The organism is Comamonas squillarum, assembly GCF_025309455.1.
Taxonomy (GTDB): Bacteria; Pseudomonadota; Gammaproteobacteria; order Burkholderiales; family Burkholderiaceae_C; genus Comamonas; species Comamonas squillarum.
In genome coordinates this window covers 4,013,489-4,031,858 of the sequence record NZ_CP104377.1, presented here as the reverse complement: position 1 = coordinate 4,031,858, position 18,370 = coordinate 4,013,489, and the positions used below count along the sequence as shown (strand labels likewise).

The following is an 18,370-nucleotide window of genomic DNA, read 5'->3' as shown; positions in this document are numbered from 1 at the left end:
GCAGACCACGGCACTGCGCCGTGGTGGGCCGCGATAACGCGGACGGTCAGCGGCTGCGCAACCAGTGCGCCACGCGGTCGCCGGCGGTCTGCACAATGGTGACCAGCGCAATCAGCACCGCGATCACGATCAGCATCACCTGGGTGTCAAAGCGCTGGTAGCCGTAGCGGATCGCCAGGTCGCCCAGGCCACCCGCCCCCACCGCACCGGCCATGGCCGACGAGCTGATCAGCGCCACCAGGGTGATGGTGAAGCCGCCGATGATGCCGGGCAGGGCCTCGGGCAGGTAGACATGGCGCACGATGTCCCACTTCTTGCAGCCAATCGCCTGCGCTGCCTCAATGAGGCCGGGATCGACCTCACGCAGACTGACCTCGGCAATGCGCGCAAAGAACGGCGTGGCACTGATGGCCAGCGGCACAATCGCCGCCCAGACGCCAATCGTCGTGCCGGTGACCAGACGGGTGAACGGAATCAACGCGACCAGCAGCACGATAAAGGGCGTGGCCCGGAAGCCGTTGACGACGCTGCCGACGGCGCGGTTGGTGCGGGGCGATTCGAGAAAGCCACCAGGCGCCGTCACGATCAGCAAGATGGCCAGCGGAATGCCCGCCAGCAGCGCGATACCGGCCGAGGTGGACACCATGATGAAGGTGTCGGCCAGCGCTTTCCAGTAGCGGTCGATGGAAATACTCAGTTCAAACAACATAACCCAGTACCCTGATTTCATGTGCGATGGTGGCAGGGCCTTGCGTCAGCGCGGCCCAGTCGTTGCGGGCGGCAGCACCATCGATGGCGATGATGAGCTGGCCCTGGGCATGGCCCTGGATGCGGTCCACACCGCCGTGCAGCAGGCGCACCTTGGCGCCCAGTGCCTCGGCAATGCGGGGAAAGTCCGGCTCCAGCCCGTCATGGCCGCTGTAGCCCAGCTGCAGTACTTGCTCAAAGCGGCCGGTGCCGGGCGCTTGCGGCTGCAGGCGCTGCTGCAGGTCATCGGGCACGCCGTGACGCAGCGGTGCCAGCAGGGCCTGGGTGGCGGCATGGCGCGGGTTGCCAAACACCTGCCAGACGTCGCCCAGCTCGGCAATCTCGCCCTTCTCCAGCACCAGCACCTGGTCGGCAATCTCGCGGATCACGCTCATCTCATGGGTGATCAGGATCACCGTGATGCCCAGGCGGCGGTTGATATCGCGCAGCAGCGCAAGAATGGCCTGCGTGGTTTCCGGGTCCAGCGCCGAGGTGGCCTCGTCGCACAGCAGAATCTCGGGCCGGGTGGCCAGCGCCCGGGCAATGCCCACGCGCTGCTTTTGCCCGCCGGAGAGACGGCTGGGGTAGGTCTTGTGCTTGTCCTGCAGGCCCACCAGGTCGAGCAACTCGGTCACGCGCTGCTGGATCTGCGCAGCCGGCACACCTGCGACCTTGAGCGGCAGCGCCACGTTCTCGAACACCGTCTTGGCCGACAGCAGGTTGAAGTGCTGAAAAATCATGCCGACGCGGCGGCGCAGTTGCACCAGGCCCGCTTCATCCAAGGTGCCAATATCGACACCATCGACCAGCACCTGGCCGCTGCTGGGCGCTTCCAAGCGGTTGATGGTGCGCAGCAGGCTGGACTTGCCCGCGCCACTGCGGCCGATGATGCCGAAGATGCTGCCCGCAGCAATGTCCAAGGTGATGTTCTGCAGCGCAGGCACCTCACCGGCCGATGAGCGGTAGACCTTGCCCAGATCGCGGAATACCACGGTGCCCAGCGGCGCAGCTGGGGCTTGGCCCTGGCTGCCTGCGGTGGCCGATGCGGACACGCTCAGCCGCGCACTGCGGCCTTCTGCCGCTGGCTCGGCCTCGGCGCGGAACTGCCTGCGCAATACGTTGGATACGGCGGAAAGGGCCATGTGCTTCTCCTGGTGTCCTGCCCTTACCAGGGCAAGGTGTAGAGCTTGGGATCGTTGTTGAACTGCTGGCTGATCGCCTGCTTGACTGCCGCAGAGTTCTGGAACACCTGGACAAATTTGCGCAGCTTGGGGTCGTCGGCACGGCTGGCTTGCGAAACAAAGCCCATCGCATAGAAACGGTCGGCAATGCCCGAATAGGCCAGGGCCTTGCTGGCCTGCTCCTTCTTGCCGGCGCTGACAAAGTAGCTCGGCCAGAGCACGGCCAGGTCCACATCGGGCAGCGAGCGGATCAGCTGCGGGCCTTCGACTTCATAAAAGCGCAGCTGCTTGGGGTTGTCGGTGATATCGGCCACCGTGGCGCCAGGTGCATCACCGGTGCGCAGGCGAATGAGGCCCGCCTTTTGCAGCAGTGCCAGGCCCCGGCCCTGGTTGACCGGGTCATTGGCAATCGCGACCTTGGCCTTGGCCGGCACATCGGCCAGCGACTGGTAGCGCTCGGAGTAGATGCCAATGTTCTGCAACAGGCCCAGGCCCACAAACTTGAGCTGGTAGCCGCGCTCCTTGATGACGTTGTTCAAGAAGGCCTGGTGCTGGAAGAAGTTCAGGTCCACATCGCCGTTGTTGACGGCCTCGTTGGGCACCGTCCAGTCGGTGAACTCGACCAGCTCCACATCCAGGCCCTGGCTCTTGGCGTCGGCCACCACCGCCTTGATGGCATCGGCCGTGGCCCCCGGCGTGGAGGCGATGCGGATCTTGTCCGCTGCCTGCGCCAGTTGCCACCCTCCCAGCATGGCCGCTGCTGCAATCGCAGCCACCACGCGTCTGTTGATCTTGTTCGTCATGTTTTTCTCGCTTGCTTGATGAAAGGTCTTGGTACGCGGCTTACTTCTTCAGCCAGGCCAGCGTGTAGAGCCGGTCGTCATTGCTGAAAGACTTTTTGCTGACCGTGCGCACGGTCTCGGAGTTCTGGTAGATGCGGATGAACTTCTGCACCACCGGGTCGTTGACCCGGTCCTTCTTGACCACGAACTGAATGGCGAACTGTTGGTCCTCGATGCCCGAGTACGCCAGGCCGCTTGATGGATCAAAGGCTTTGGCTGCCACAATGAAGTGCGGGTAGCCCTGGGCGATATCGACATCACCGGTGATGCGCACCAGCTGCGGCCCTTCGACCTCGACAAAGCGCAGCGACTTGGGGTTGCTGGCAATGTCGTTGATGGAGCCCAGATAACCGACACCCGGCTTGAGCGTGATCAGCCCCACCTTTTGCAGCAGCAACAGGCCCCGGCCCTGGTTGACCGGGTCACTGGCAATGCCCACCTTGCCGTTGTTGGGCACATCGGCCACGTTCTTGTGCTTGAGCGAATACAGGCCGACATTCGCCAGAATGCCGGTGCCGGCGCTGGCCAGCGCGTAGCCGTTCTTCTTCACCGCGTTGTCCAGAAACGGCTGGTGCTGGAAGTAGTTGATATCGATATCGCCGTTGTTGACCGCCACGTTCGGTGTGGTCCAGTCGGTGAACTCGATCACCTCCACATCGATCCCCTGGGCCTTGGCATCCTTGGCCGCCGCATTGATGGAATCGGCATAGGCACCGGGCACGACAGCGATCTTGAGCTTGTCTGCCGCCACAGCCGGCAGCACCGCCACAGCAATGGCAGCGGAGATCAGCACACGCTTGAAACTCTGAAACATGGGACGTCTTTCTGGAGGTAAAGACTGCGCCATCACATGGCGGCAGCAGCAACGAAGCCTCCATTGGAGCTTTCGGGCTGGCTTTGCACCACGAAGAATTTCAAATATGGATATGAGAAGTCTGTGCTGGGGGGCTCAGGCGCTCAGACGGGGATGCCGTCCCTCAGAAAACGATGGGCGACTGATGAAGTCGAGGACGGTCTTGTTCGGGCAGTGCTCTTTGGAACGCCCTGTGGTGGTTCTAACGCGGGCTCGCTGCGACTCAGTGTTGGATTTCTGCTTGGGTCTCTGTTGGAGGGGGAAGGGCGTGCTTCACCCACTTTGGTGAGGCGGCAATGGGACGCATGCTTGAGCTGTAGTTGGGTGAGCGCGGAATTTGGCTATCAAGCCCCATCTGGCCAATTTATCGCACTAAAAGCGCCTAACCAACTAGCAGCAGCCGAACTGCATCTGGGATGGTGAATTCCTTGTCCTTAGGCCTGTTGATGGTTTAGGGTTTGTAGTCAGCATCGCTGGCGTGTGCGAGAGCGTCCACACCCCATTACACCTTTATATCCAGCATAGCTATTATTTTGGGAGCAATAAACCAAAAAACAATGGTTATCACGACTCTTTCCCAGTTGGGTTTGATCCACCAAGTTATCAACTCAAACCCTAAAAGCCCCTCGAGTATGAAAATAATTAACAAAAAACATGCATGCAGTACGCCAACTACTTGAAGCCTTTTGAAAAATGTCAATTCGGAATCAACGCACATTCAACTCCTCCGCCATCTTGATTCTTACTTTTATATTTTCACACTACTGCGAGGTAATGTTGCATGAATTGGCTATAGGTGAAGACACCCACAATCCCAAATGGAATTACGCAGGAGCCACTGCACCATGCCCAGCTTTTGGCACAAAGGCTGGCTAAGCAGGCACCTGACGGTCAGGCAAAAACTGAATGACCGCATCTGAGAACGTCTGGCAACGACCACGCAAAATTCTGGGATATCGATCCCCTTCTGAAATGTTCGATGCGCGTGTTGCGTCGATCAATTGAATCCACACCCGTGACCGGGGCGCTACTGCATGTCCCTATCCAACCAGATAGTCAAGCTCGCGCCTCCAACGCTGCGTTGTACGTCTTCCCCCCCAAGCCTACGCTCGCTGAGCACGGTGATTGTGCAACAGCGCCAATGCTATTGGGTAAAAGACTTCATTCTGACGTCTGTTTGATGAGTTTTTCAAAAATAGAAAAATCACCTTTAAATGTTGCGCAGACATCCGAACCTACCCCTGGCTCCGCAAATCTGTAGCTCCAAGATACGTCAACAATTCCAGCGTCAGATCTTAAATCATGAAAACGCTTGAACAAAGATATTTCCTGCTGCATAGAAGCATTTGCTTTTAGCACAACAGTCTCCGGTCGATGCCCAACCGCATAGATAGGTTTAATCTCCGTTTTTGCACCTCTATACTTTGCAGAATAGTTAACTCCAAAACCAAATACTGACCAAGGAAGAAAGTCATAGAGAATATCAACATCACGCGATGAGATATTGTGAATCGAAACAACCACCAAACCATCCCCCATTGGCTTAACATTAATATTTACAGGACATGCTTGCGCAAATGCATTGGAATTTAAAAAAAATGCAATAATTAAATGCCTCAATTTAAAACACTTTTTCATTTTGGATATGTTCCTCGCATAACTTGGGGCAAATAAATATTTTTGATATTACTTATTTCCATTTCTATCCATTTTTTACAATATTCATCGCAATAACTTTCTTTCAATGACCTTTCGAGGCAGCGCAGTTGAGCGTTAAATGCCTTCTCCTCAGATCTCATCCAATCTTCATGACTTCCAGCGCCAACTCCAGACTTGCCTTTATTTCCTTTGCAAATCTCCGGATTAGAGCTGAATGCATCTCCCCAATGGATTGATTCGTGAACTGCGAGGCATCTTACAATTGCTGGACATTTATGAGACTGATCGATAGGTTGCAGCAATACAGTCAGCGCTTCATCATTACAATAGATGGTATTTATATGAGCAATCTCTTTAAACATCTGTCCATTTTTAATCCATTTTTCTCCACTGGAATCCATTCGCACAAGAGGATTAGCATCTACATATGCAAATACATTTAACCCTCCATCTACCCCGATAGGATCGCTCTGCATGTAAATGCCAGCAGAAGGCTGATAGTCTCTATTCAAGTTATGGTGCTTGTCGCTCTCTTTATCCCAATACTGCCCCGGAAATCTCAAATTCACTTGCACTGAATTCTCAACAACCTCAGTCGCTCCGAACGCCTCACTGACCCCTCTCCACGTAATATACCCTGCCTTATCCGTTGCTATATTTGGCGTACCCAGATGATCCGTATGCAGATAGTGATAGCCCGTTTGAGAAGTCGCTAGCCCACTATTTACCGCCTCCGCCTGCCAAACCGGATCCGTGCTCCACAGCCCTTTTTGACCCGCAACCGGATTGAACCCATAGGCTCGCTGCAGCTTGCCATCCTTGTCCAGCTCCCCCATCAGCGCCTGCTCGCTGTAGACAAAGTAGGTCACTTGCGTGGCCGCGTCTTTGGTCACGCTCTTGCTGACTCTGCGGCCGAACGGGTCATAGCGGTAATGGGCTAGGGTGCCATCACTGCTCTCGTAGGTGATCAGTCGCTCGGCCGCGTTATAGCGGTAGGTCTTGCTGTCCTGCCCACTCGTTTCCTGCTGGGTATGGCCCTGCGGGGTGTAGCTCACCTGGGTGTCTACCGCAGGGCTTGGGCTAAACGGTGTTTTGCTGGGGTAACGGACCATTTGGTTGTCGGCGTTGTAGCTCCAGGCGCCCGGCTGGTGCGCGCTGCTGGTGCGGTTGCCTACGGCGTCATAGCCATATTGTTCGCTGGGCAGGCCCAGGCCCTGCAGGCTTTGGTCTGGCGTCGCCTGGGTGAGGCGGTCTAAGCTGTCATAGCCATATTGGGTGGTGCCCAGGTCGCTGTCGATCTGGGTGATATTGCCAGCCCTGTCGTATTGGTAGGCCTTGCTGGCGAGAACCTGGTTGCTGCCGTTCTTGACCTGGATGCTGGTGGGGCGTTGCAGGGCATCCAGCGCCAAGGATTTGGTTGCTCCTGGGGTTTGAATGACCGTGGGCATATTCCACTGGTAGTTTTGGTAGCGGATCTCGCTGCTGTTGGGTAGCGTGATGTTGGCGAGCTGCCCCTTGGTGTAGCTATAGGTTTGCGTGCTGCCGTCGGGGTAGGTGTGGCTAGCCAGTTGGCCGTCGCTGTTAAAGCTTTGGCCTGTGGTGAAGCTGAAGCTTCCAGATTCATCTACTTTTCCATACGTCGTTTGGCTTTGTGCTGTGCGCCCTTGGGCATCTTGGCTGTAGCTGGCGCTGCTGATAAGTTGGCCGTTGCCATCTTGCTGTTCGTAGGCAGCAAGGCGCCCATCGTTGTCGTACCGGTAGCTGGTTTTCTCATCCAGGGTGGTGCCGCCAAGCTGGTGTTGCGCTTGCGTCATGCGGCCGGCCGCGTCGTAGCTGTAGCTGCGGGTATTGCCTCCTGCATCGGTGCGCAAGATCAGTTGATGGGCAGCGTCGTAGCGGTAGGCAATGGCTCCGCCCATGGGGCGAATTTCTTTGGTCTGCTGTCCTGATTTGTCGTACTCGAACCGGTGGGTGTTGCCATTGGCATCCCTGAGGCTGGTCAGCTGGTCAAAGGCATCCCAGCTTTGTTTAGTGGCTTGCCCTGCGGGGTCCGTGCCCTTGATCTTTCTGCCCAGTGCATCGTACTCAACCAGCGTGGTCTTGCCTGCAGGATCGGTGCTCGCTACACGCTGGCCCAGCACATCATAGGTTTGGCTTTGTGTGCGACTCTCTCCGCCACCCAGGTGCTGGGTGGTCGCCGTTAGCCTACCCTGTTGGTCATACCGGTAGGTCTCTTTGTAGGTGGGGTACTGGGTGGCTATCAGCAGCCCTGCCTGCTCGGTATCATCTGCCCCGTATTCGTAGCTGGTGGTGTTGCCTGCAGGGTCCTTGGTGGCCTGAATGCGGCCTCTCGCGTCATAGGTGGTTTCTGTGACCAGGCCGCTTGGGCTGATCGACTGGATAGGCCAGCCATTGCTGTCATAGGCGGTTCTGCGGCCCGCGCCTTCGGTCTCGCCTGGTGCCAGGATTTCAATCACTCGGCCCCGCTGGTCGTAGCGGGTGACCTGGGTGTTGCCCATGGGGCTGATGACATGGGTGCGCCTGCCTCTCGCGTCATAGCGGATTTGGGTAGCGTGGCCCAATGGATTGGAGGCCTTGGTCACATTGCCAGCGGCATCCACCTCCAGGCTGGTTGTGCGGTTCAGTGCATCGGTCTTGCTGGTGGGGGCCCCGCGCAAGTCATACGCCATCGTTCTCGTGTGCCCCTCCCCATCGGTTTGGGCGGTCACGTTGCCCGCACTGTCGTACTGCCAGCTTTGGGTAATCGCATCCGCCTTGGTCGCATCGCCCGCGCCCTTTGTGCTGCTGGTGAGCTGGCTGTAGGGGTCGTAGGTGTAGAGGGTGGTGCGCTGCTCAGGTAGGCCTTTGGCCTCCACCCATTCGATGACATTGCCTTTGCTGTCATAGCGCCAGGTACTCACAACCCCCAACTGGTTGGTGTAGCTGCTCTGCCGTCCAAACACGGGCTCATACGTGTACTTCTCCACGCTGCCATCGGGATGGGTGATTTGCAGCGGTTGGTAGTTGCTGTCGTAGGTCGTGGTGGTGCTGTAGCCCCGGGCATTGGTGTATTTCTGGCTGTAAGCGCCATCCCATTGGTTGGAGGCGGTCTTTTTACCGTTGAAGGTGCGACTGAGCTCATTGCCTTGCAGGTCGTACTGGGTGACGGTGGCGTTGCCCCGGCAGTCGGTGTAGGTGACTTCAAACACCCGGCGCTCGCGCAGGTAGTTGTTGGCGCCCGTTGATGCGCAGCCACTTTGCCCGTCAAACTGGCCTACGCGTCCGCCGCCCCAGAGGTTGGCGAGCTTTTGCGTGGTGCCGCTGGTACCTGTGGGGTCGATGGTGACGCCCTTCTTGCCCAGGCTCAGCATGGGCTCGGGTGCGGGGATGCTTTGGATGTACTGGGCGCTGATCTTGAGACCCAGCGGGTCGGTGCGGCTAGTGATCTGGCCGTTGGCGTCGTACCCGTACTTCCAGGCGTTGCCCATGACGTCGGTGACCTGGGCCAGGCGCTGGCCTGCCCATTGGTAGCTGACGCTGCGCCCAGCCAGGTCTTCTATTCTTGTGATCAGGCCCCCTGCCATGGTGACGGTGTAGATGGTTTTGCCCCCGTGGTCCAGGATGCGGGCGCTGGTGGCGCTGTCGTAGGCGAAGCTGACTTTGACGCCGCTGGCGTTGGCATAGCTTTGGATGACGCCGTCTGCGCTGTAGTGGATGGTGTTGCCAAAGCGGTCGTACCACTGCCAGCCGGTGTGCTGGCCAGCTGCATCCTTGAGCCTTTTGATATAGACGGGGGCGTTGCCTTTGCTCTTGGCCATGTACAGATCGCTTTGGCCGCTGCGTTCGTAGAGCACTCCCACCCGCTCTATCACTTTGGCGTCGCTGCCCAGCGGATCGAGCTCAAAGCTGAGCGGTGCCCAGGCGGGGTTGAGCCACCAGCGCCCCTGGCTCCAGGAGCGGGCAATGTCCAAGCTGCCGCCCAGCACTTTGACGCTCAGGTCGGTGTTGCTCTCCTGGTACTCGCCATTGATCCAGTTGATGCGCGGCTCGCCGGCTTTGGCGACGGGGGTGAAGCCCAGCTCGGTGTTGGGGACGAAGGCGCCTATGCCGGAGATCCCTTGGGCGGAGGCCACGCTGGCCAAGCCCAAAGCGGCGACCAGCAGGCTGGTGCGCAGTAGGTGCTTAGCAGGGGTGCCCCCATTTGCATTGGTGAGTGCTGCAGTCTTTGCCGCAGCAGTCGCTAATCCCACTGTGTTTTTCTTTGTCATTGTCATATCTCGTTCCCTCGTATTGCTTGGCCTGGCATGGGCTGTTGCCTGGCCTTGCTGCGGCTTTGTGCGGCAGCAAGGCTTGATGGCCAGTGTTTTTTGATTGGGTTGTTCAGGCGCTGAAGGCTTAGCTACTGCCAGGGCCAGCGGGGCCAGATCCACCACCGCCTCCTCCGCCCCCGCCACCACCGCCAGGGCCGGAACCCGCACCAGCGCAGCACTCACCCCGGCAATGGGGTGTGCACTGTGGCGCCAGAGGCAGTTGGGTGCCGCTTCCTCCACCAGAGCCACCGCCCCAGCCGCCTCCTCCGCCGCCGCCCCAGCCTCCGCCACCTCCACCTCCGCCGCTACACGACGTACCGGTGCCGACCAAGCGGCTGTATTGGGAGAACACCACCCGGTTCTCTCGCTCGCCGTTCACGCACTCAAACGAGCATTCGGCCGTGGCCCACACGCTGTAGGACGAGCAGCTCGATGCCTTGCTGCTGAAGGTGTTGGCCAACGCGCGTTGCACAGCGGTAAAGTCGCCCGCTTTGGTATTGGTAAAGCCAATGCGTTTGGGGTGCAGCTTGACGGCAGTCACCCGGTAGGGGATGACTACGCGCTGCTTGGCTGCCAGCACCTTGGGGATGTCCGCCAGAAACTCGTAGCGGTAGTACTCATCGGACTGGGGCGGCTTGAAGACGACGTCCTCGGCCTGGATCAGGCCGTAGTTGGTCAAGGTCAGCTCGCCGGTGTGCTCCTCGCCAATTTGCAGCTCGGGCAGGTTGATGGACAGCGGCTCCAGCAGCACCACAGGTGCGGGCACCTGGGTCTGGAACGTGGCTTCCAGGTTGATGTCGTAGACATCGGGAATGGTGGTTTCCGTGACGCTGAAATCAATGCTGATGGTTTGGTACTGCAGGTGCACCCGCTCTGTGGTGGTGATGCCCGGGCGCACAAAGAAGCGGCCGGTCTTGTCAGAATGGCGCGGGCCACTGGCACGGTAGGTGTAGGTGCCTGGTGGCAGGTCCGTCACGACAGCCTTGCCTTCCGCATCGGTGGTGAGCGTGCGCAGATAGGTGAGCACGGCATCGTTTTGCAGGCGGATACGGGCACCGGCCACCCCCTTGATGGGTTGGTTGTCTGCGCCCAGGGTTCCGGTAAACAGATCGGTGATCTGGAAGCTCACCCCGCCCTGCCCGCTTTGGGTCACGGCCACCGATACCGGAATGACGCCATCCCCGCTGTTGCCTGCGGTGACGATCAGCTTGTAGTTGTAGATGCCATCGGCCACATTCTTGCCTGGGCTGGCCGTCACCTGGATGGGCACTTCGCCGCCCACATCAATGGCCCCGATCTGGTTGCCGCTGGCCAGGAACACCCAGGCAGGCGGCGGGTTGCCGCTGTTGTCTACCAGCTTGACCTGCACATTCTGCGCAGCCACCAGGCCCCGGTTGCCGATGACTACGCTCTCGGTAACGGAGCTTTCTTGTTGCACGCCGGTCTCGATGAACGTGGGCTTGGCAAACAGATCTGGCCGGGCCTGCACCAGCTTGTAGTTGATGCTGAATGTGCCGCGCGGCGTATCGCCTGAATCGGCTGCAAAGGCGGTGAGGACGACCGTGCCCGATTCACCTGCCGTAGCGCTGCCGGTGAACTTGATGACCATGGGCACGGAGGCACCGGCGGCAATATTGACAGGCGGGCCTGCATCCACGCTGATGCCTGGCGGCAGGCTGCCGCTGGGCTGGTTGGCCGGCACAACGGCCCAGCGCACCCCCTCCACGCCTGTGCCGGCACTGGCACGCGCCTGGATGGTGATGTTGCTCGCAAAATCGCGCGCGGCTGTCAGGTTGTAGCTGGAGAGGTTAAAGCTCAGGCGGTTGATCGTGAAGCGCCCTTGCTCAGCGGTTGCGGTTTCATCGGGATGAACCACCGAGACGACATAGGTGCCGTTGTCATTGGCAGCGGGTACAAACTCATAGCGGTAATTGCCGCTCGCATCGGTTGCGATATTGATGCGGCGCTTGAAGCCCGCGATATCCAGCACGATGCGCAGCGCAGCATTGGGGATTGGCTGCGCGGTATCGCGGGTGACGGCAGCGCCGGTGATAACAATGCTTTGCGCTCCATAGGACAGTGCAGGGCTGATATTGGCCACCGTGCCGGTGTATGGCGTCTTGGGCACCTCCGGCACGACGGGGGCGTTTTGCACCGTCACCACACGGGTGGCCTGCGCGGTCTTGCCTGCGGCTGAGGTAGCCACCGCCTTCAAGGTATAGCTGCCATCGGCTGCCGCATTAGCCGCCCATTGCGCGCTGTATGGCGCTTGGGTGGGCGATGCCAGCAACACATCGTTGGCGTAGATATCTACCTTGGCAATGCCCGCTGGGGCAGAAGCCACGGCGGTGATCGTGGCCGCGCTGGACAACACCGCATTGGGCGCAGGCGCCACAAAGCTGATGCTGGGTGGTGCGCTGGCATAGGTCACCGTGACCGCTGCGCTCTTGGGGCTGGTGCCGCGCGTGTTGCTGGCCGTCGCCTCGATCAGGTGTGCGCCTTCGCCCGGCAAGCTGATGCTGGCCGCAAAGCTGCCATTGGCGCCCACTGCGACCGGCGCACCCGATGCCTGCCCATTCAAGAACAGCTGCAGCTGCGAGCCCGGCATCGCTGTGCCCGCCACATTCAACTGTGGAACGGCCACGGTCGTACCTGCCGCTGGCTGGGTGATGACCGGAGCGGCAGGCGCACTCAGATTGAGGGTGAAAGGAATATCCAGCACTGCCACAATGCCATCGGCATCGGTCGCGGTGATGCTGAAGCTGTGGTTGCCATTGGGCAGCTGGGCAAAGTCCACCATCTGGCTGTGGGTGACCGGGCTGGTCTTGCCATAGCTGCGCTCAAAAATCTGCACGCCGTTGACGGCAGCCTGGAGGCTGGTGACACCCACGGCACTTTCTGCGCTAACCGCCAACGTGCCCGGCTGGGTGATCGTGGCATTGGCTTGCAGTGCTTGGCCAGCAAAGCTGGCGGTGATGGCTGGGCCATTGCCGCCTTGCTTTTGTACTTGGACGGTGCGGGTGGCGGTGTTGCTCAAGCCAGCGGCATTGGTGGCCTTGGCTTTGAGGGTGTAATTGCCATTGGGCACACCCACCAGGGACCATTGGACTTGGTAGGGCGCGGCGCTCAGCAGCGCCAGGCGCTTGTCGTTCACCAAGATCTCCACATCCCGCAAGCCCTCAGCATCGCTGGCCGTTACCGCAATGGTGGTGTCTTGCTCCAGCACCGCGTTTGCTGCAGGTTGACTGAATTGCACTACGGGCCCCTCGGGCGCATAGGCAATGGGCTGGCTGAGCGAGAACTGGTTGGTCTTGTTCTGCGCCGTGCGGAACTGCACGTACAGCATCCTGGCGCCACCACCGCTAGACAAGGTGTAGGTCACTGTATTGGGGTGGCTGGCCATGGTCTGCCAAGCCAGCGCCTCGCCAAACTGGTCCGATTCCTGGATGCGGTACTGCGCTGCCTGCGGGCACTCCAGGACCAGTTCGACATTGCGCACCCGGGTGACATAGCCCTGGGTGGGCGCCATCGTGCAGTTCAGCACCGGCTCTGCACCCAGGTAACTGCCATAGTCCACCCCGGTGCTGACGGCATTGCCCTGGCCTGCCGGATTACCTACCGAATCTTTGGGGCCGCTGGCATGCCCCCACCAGTTGCCGCGCGCTTGCACCACGGCAGCGGGCTGGGTGTTACGCACCCCAAACTGGGTATTGGCCGAAATATCGGATTCAGCGATGGCAGGCGTTGCACCTTGCTCGGCCAACAGACCCACCTCGTTATGGGTGATGCGTGATGCGCTGATGCTGGGACTACCACTGCCTATCACCCGAATACCCACGGCATTGTGGCTGAGCTGCAAGCGGTTGAAGCTATAGCTACCACCATGCACAACCAGGCCGGCGCCGCCGTTCATATAGCTGGGCAAGCCCGCTGTACCACCGGCATAGCGAATCTGCAGGCCATCGAGTTGGAGGCCAGCCGCAGGCACACCCGCCTCGACCAGCGCACCCAACCAATCGCCTGCTTCTGCAGTGCCCGGCTGCGGGTTGGTGGCCGCAATGGCACTGTCATCGAACTGGCTGGTGAACAGCACATGGGCACCCGTTTGCAACTGGTCGCGCACATTGATACCAGCGCCTTCGCCAAATTTAACGACAACACCATCGGAAATACTGAGCTTGGCATTGCCCGCCGCCAGTGCGACTGCACCGCCTGCCAACGCGGTACCTGCCAGTGCTACCGCTGCCATGGTTTGGCTATGCCTTTTGCCCGCCATTACAGACCTGCGGCATAGTGATGCCCACGCTCGGCGGGTGAATAACGAAGTGATGTGGGAGAGTTGCATGGTCTTCTCCTTCTTATGGGTTGACGGTGATCACGCCGCTGGTCGCCGGTACAAATCCGGGGCTGCTGGCGGTTATTTGGGTGGTGCCTGGGGATATAGCAGTGAAGATCGCGCGGGCGGAACTACTCGACCCTGCAGGCCAATTCACGGTGGTTGTCACCGTCCCCACAGATGGAACCGAGCTCGAGAAAGTAATGGTCAAATTAGCAGCAGGGTATTGGTCATTGGACCAATATGCGCCAGAAACTTGAGCTCTCACGTAAATACTCGTGGACTTTTGCCCAACACTCAGCGAAGAAGGGGCACTAGATAGAACCAATACCGGATTTATGGTCTCAAAATCGATCACTCCAGACTCGAAGCCAGCAGCAGTTGCCTCCACTTGAGTCGATCCAATATCGACACCAGTGACGCTGATGTATGCCCGGCTCTGTCCAGCGGGAATAGTCACCGTCGCTGGAGTAATGCACACCTCCGATGCGATGCATCGCAGATTCACCGTCACCGCCTCAGCGCCATTACTCACCACGCCATTAATGAGACGCTCTACATAAAACTCCCTGTAATAGTTGTACAGCCCCTTGCCCACAATCAACTTTGAACCGCTGTACTTTGTAAGTCTTAGACCCTGTGCTGCAGCTGTTACCGTCTGAACCTCTGATTTTTCTGCGGTAACACCTACGACTTCAGCCTCCACTCTATAAGTCCCAGCAGCTGCAGGCTGAGCTATATATGCAGTTCCCGTTGAGCTAGACCCCCTGGCAACCGTCAGTTGTGTGATCAGACTATTGCTACTGTTGTAGATCCCATTGACAACTCCAGCGGGGCTTTGGTCTTTCAGTGAAACATTAATTTGCAACGAATTGGCAGCATATTGATCAGTTGTCCAATCCGCACCAGGCACCGTCAGTGTGATAGAAAAATCATCGCGAATGCTGGATGTCGTACGGTTTTTATCTAAGCTGTTGAACCGCACGACTGGCAAGATAACGTCAACTGACATCGGTGCCGCCGATGTTGCGCCCTCTGCAGTTGCCTCCACTTGAGTCGATCCAATATCGACACCAGTGACGCTGATGTATGCCCGGCTCTGTCCAGCGGGAATAGTCACCGTCGCTGGAGTAATGCACACCTCCGATGCGATGCATCGCAGATTCACCGTCACCGCCTCAGCGCCATTACTCACCACGCCATTAATGAGACGCTCTACATAAAACTCCCTGTAATAGTTGTACAGCCCCTTGCCCACAATCAACTTTGAACCGCTGTACTTTGTAAGTCTTAGACCCTGTGCTGCAGCTGTTACCGTCTGAACCTCTGATTTTTCTGCGGTAACACCTACGACTTCAGCCTCCACTCTATAAGTCCCAGCAGCTGCAGGCTGAGCTATATATGCAGTTCCCGTTGAGCTAGACCCCCTGGCAACCGTCAGTTGTGTGATCAGACTATTGCTACTGTTGTAGATCCCATTGACAACTCCAGCGGGGCTTTGGTCTTTCAGTGAAACATTAATTTGCAACGAATTGGCAGCATATTGATCAGTTGTCCAATCCGCACCAGGCACCGTCAGTGTGATAGAAAAATCATCGCGAATGCTGGATGTCGTACGGTTTTTATCTAAGCTGTTGAACCGCACGACTGGCAAGATAACGTCAACTGACATCGGTGCCGCCGATGTTGCGCCCTCTGCAGTTGCCTCCACTTGAGTCGATCCAATATCGACACCAGTGACGCTGATGTATGCCCGGCTCTGTCCAGCGGGAATAGTCACCGTCGCTGGAGTAATGCACACCTCCGATGCGATGCATCGCAGATTCACCGTCACCGCCTCAGCGCCATTACTCACCACGCCATTAATGAGACGCTCTACATAAAACTCCCTGTAATAGTTGTACAGCCCCTTGCCCACAATCAACTTTGAACCGCTGTACTTTGTAAGTCTTAGACCCTGTGCTGCAGCTGTTACCGTCTGAACCTCTGATTTTTCTGCGGTAACACCTACGACTTCAGCCTCCACTCTATAAGTCCCAGCAGCTGCAGGCTGAGCTATATATGCAGTTCCCGTTGAGCTAGACCCCCTGGCAACCGTCAGTTGTGTGATCAGACTATTGCTACTGTTGTAGATCCCATTGACAACTCCAGCGGGGCTTTGGTCTTTCAGTGAAACATTAATTTGCAACGAATTGGCAGCATATTGATCAGTTGTCCAATCCGCACCAGGCACCGTCAGTGTGATAGAAAAATCATCGCGAATGCTGGATGTCGTACGGTTTTTATCTAAGCTGTTGAACCGCACGACTGGCAAGATAACGTCAACTGACATCGGTGCCGCCGATGTTGCGCCCTCTGCAGTTGCCTCCACTTGAGTCGATCCAATATCGACACCAGTGACGCTGATGTATGCCCGGCTCTGTCCAGCGGGAATAGTCACCGTCGCTGGAGTAATGCACACCTCCGATGCGATGCATCGCAGATTCACCGTCACCGCCTCAGCGCCATTACTCACCACGCCATTAATGAGACGCTCTACATAAAACTCCCTGTAATAGTTGTACAGCCCCTTGCCCACAATCAACTTTGAACCGCTGTACTTTGTAAGCCTGAGCGAAAATTTCTGCCGAACATCCACATTCAAAGTCTTACCAATCAGGCCAAGCGAAGTAATACCGATGGAGGTTTTCCCTTCTGTCAGCGCCTTCACAGTGACCGGCACCGTCGCATAAATCTGCCCCGTAGGCACAAACACCTCAGCAGGACTCACAGCAGCAATCGCCGGATTCTGGCTAACAACAGAAACAGTAATCCCGCCCAGTGGAGCGGCTTTGCTCAACTGCACGCGAACCGTGCGGCTGAGCTCTTCATTCATCACCAGGTCTGCAGCAGGATCAGTGTTAAGACTGATGGCGTCCACATTTACGCTGGTCTGGCCGGACTGGTAGCCGGCAGCGGTTGCAGTCAAGGTGGTGGCACCCAAGGCCTTGCCATTGATGCTGAAGCTCACCCGGCTTTGACCCGCAGGGATGAGCACGGTGGCAGGAGCTTGGGCCAGACTGCTTTGCGCGACAGCCAAGTTAACGGTCAAGCCGCCTGCAGGGGCTGGCTCCGTAGCTTCCAATGTCACCGTAGTGCTGCCCGTCGGCGCCACCACTACGCTGGATGGCAGTACCAACGCCTTGCCGCGCACGGCGACGGTGGCCAGCGCGCTGGCGTAGCCGTCTGCCTGCGCCGTTAAACGGCTGGTACCGTCAACCAAGCCAGTCACTTCAAAATTTACACTTTGCTGACCGGCAGGCACTACCAAGCTGCTGGGGGCAGAAAGCACCGCCGTGTCCGCGTTGTCCAACCGCACGGCCACATTGCTTGCAGCGGGAGCAGGCAGCGACAAGGTCATGGGGTAGTTGCGATTGACCCCGACTGTGGGACTGGCAGGGGCCAAACCGAGAGAAGGCAGGCTGACCACCTCAATGACGGTTTCCGCCATGCCCAAGGTGGCGTGGCTCGCAGTGATCTTGGTGGAGCCCAGGCTGCTGGCCTGCACCTCCAGATCGGCGCTGGTTTGACCCTCAGGCACGGTGACACGGGTAACGGCCGATGCGACCGAAGGAACGCTGCTGCTGACATCGATCAGCGTGCCGCCTGCGGGGGCTGGTGCGTTGAGCGAGACGCGCAGCATGGCCACCACACCGGGGCTGAGCTTGAGTTTGGCCGGCTCCAGCGCCAAAGGCGCTTGGCCGATATGCACCAGACCTTGCTGCACCAGGTAAGGGATACCGACGATGCCCCAGACCACCTGCGTGCGAATGGTGCCCGCAGGCACATTGATTGCATTGAGCGAGTTGCCATTGGCGGTATTGCCCGTACCCACCGGTGACGAAGCCAGGTCCATGCTGATCGCAGGGCCACTGTGGTGGTTGATGGCGGTGTTGTTGATAACGGGCGAAGCAGATTCAATCGCCACACCGCTGCCGTATTCGATGACGACATGGCCCAGCTGCGTCAGTGCCTGGTTGGTGCCTGCGGTGAAGCGCCATTGCCGCCAGTCACCGGCAGCGGGTGTCGCAGATGCCGAGGTGATCTTGATGGGAAGGCTGGGAGTGCCCACCGCCTGGAGTGCACCCCGCTTCAAAGTAAAGCTGGCGGCGGCCGCCATCTGGATGGTGACACCGGGCTCAATACTCAAGGTAGCGTTGTTATCCACAATCACATCGCCCTGGAACAGATAGGGCGACTGCGCTGCACGCAATGTTGTGTTGCTGGTGATCACGCCCGTCACTGGCGTTTGTGCCAAGGCCGACGGGGCCGCACAGAGCAGCATCAGCCAAAGGCCCAGCATCTGCAAGCCCTGCCAGGCCTTGCGTGCCCAGGCCGCCGCTTGGAGCGCTGAAGATGGTTGTTGTTGGTACATGCTTCCCCCGGTATTTCTCATTTTTTGT

At 58.5% G+C, this 18,370-nt stretch carries 8 protein-coding genes; all 8 read right to left on the bottom strand.

Annotated elements, in window-relative coordinates:
- Positions 1-46 precede the first annotated feature (46 nt).
- Positions 47-709 carry a methionine ABC transporter permease gene (locus N4T19_RS18415; protein WP_021026291.1) on the bottom strand — a complete coding sequence of 221 codons (663 nt, stop codon included), beginning with the start codon at positions 707-709 and terminating at the stop codon, positions 47-49.
- The gene (locus tag N4T19_RS18410; protein WP_260718729.1) at positions 699-1,889 is read right to left on the bottom strand and encodes a methionine ABC transporter ATP-binding protein; all 1,191 of its coding nucleotides are present in this window, start codon (positions 1,887-1,889) and stop codon (positions 699-701) included. The genes N4T19_RS18415 and N4T19_RS18410 overlap by 11 nt, the downstream gene beginning before the upstream one ends.
- Before the next feature lie 23 nt (positions 1,890-1,912).
- Positions 1,913-2,731 (bottom strand): MetQ/NlpA family ABC transporter substrate-binding protein, encoded by an 819-nt coding sequence (locus N4T19_RS18405; protein WP_260718728.1) that lies wholly within the window; start codon positions 2,729-2,731, stop codon positions 1,913-1,915.
- 40 nt (positions 2,732-2,771) lie between these two features.
- Positions 2,772-3,584, bottom strand: a complete 813-nt coding sequence (locus N4T19_RS18400) for a MetQ/NlpA family ABC transporter substrate-binding protein (protein WP_021026289.1) — start codon at positions 3,582-3,584, stop codon at positions 2,772-2,774.
- Between the two features lie 1,200 nt (positions 3,585-4,784).
- Entirely contained in the window at positions 4,785-5,261 is a 477-nt protein-coding gene (locus N4T19_RS18395) for a hypothetical protein (RefSeq protein WP_260718727.1), read from the bottom strand.
- Positions 5,258-9,775: an RHS repeat domain-containing protein gene (locus tag N4T19_RS18390; protein WP_260718726.1), complete on the bottom strand. Its 4,518-nt coding sequence runs from the start codon at positions 9,773-9,775 to the stop codon at positions 5,258-5,260. The genes N4T19_RS18395 and N4T19_RS18390 overlap by 4 nt, the downstream gene beginning before the upstream one ends.
- A complete protein-coding gene (locus N4T19_RS18385) occupies positions 9,678-13,841 on the bottom strand; it encodes an Ig-like domain-containing protein (protein WP_260718725.1) in 4,164 nt (1,387 codons plus the stop codon). Before N4T19_RS18385 ends, N4T19_RS18390 begins: the two co-directional genes overlap by 98 nt.
- A 109-nt stretch (positions 13,842-13,950) precedes the next feature.
- On the bottom strand, positions 13,951-18,342 hold the full coding sequence (locus N4T19_RS18380) for a hypothetical protein (RefSeq protein WP_260718724.1): 4,392 nt from the start codon (positions 18,340-18,342) through the stop codon (positions 13,951-13,953).
- Positions 18,343-18,370: the final 28 nt, after the last annotated feature.

Bases quoted from the DNA above. Each gene is read 5' to 3' on its own strand.
- N4T19_RS18395 (WP_260718727.1), bottom strand. From the start codon at position 5,261: ATGAAAAAGTGTTTTAAATTGAGGCATTTAATTATTGCATTTTTTTTA.
- N4T19_RS18410 (WP_260718729.1), bottom strand. From the start codon at position 1,889: ATGGCCCTTTCCGCCGTATCCAACGTATTGCGCAGGCAGTTCCGCGCC.
- N4T19_RS18415 (WP_021026291.1), bottom strand. From the start codon at position 709: ATGTTGTTTGAACTGAGTATTTCCATCGACCGCTACTGGAAAGCGCTG.
- N4T19_RS18400 (WP_021026289.1), bottom strand. From the start codon at position 3,584: ATGTTTCAGAGTTTCAAGCGTGTGCTGATCTCCGCTGCCATTGCTGTG.
- N4T19_RS18405 (WP_260718728.1), bottom strand. From the start codon at position 2,731: ATGACGAACAAGATCAACAGACGCGTGGTGGCTGCGATTGCAGCAGCG.
- N4T19_RS18380 (WP_260718724.1), bottom strand. From the start codon at position 18,342: ATGTACCAACAACAACCATCTTCAGCGCTCCAAGCGGCGGCCTGGGCA.
- N4T19_RS18385 (WP_260718725.1), bottom strand. From the start codon at position 13,841: ATGGCAGCGGTAGCACTGGCAGGTACCGCGTTGGCAGGCGGTGCAGTC.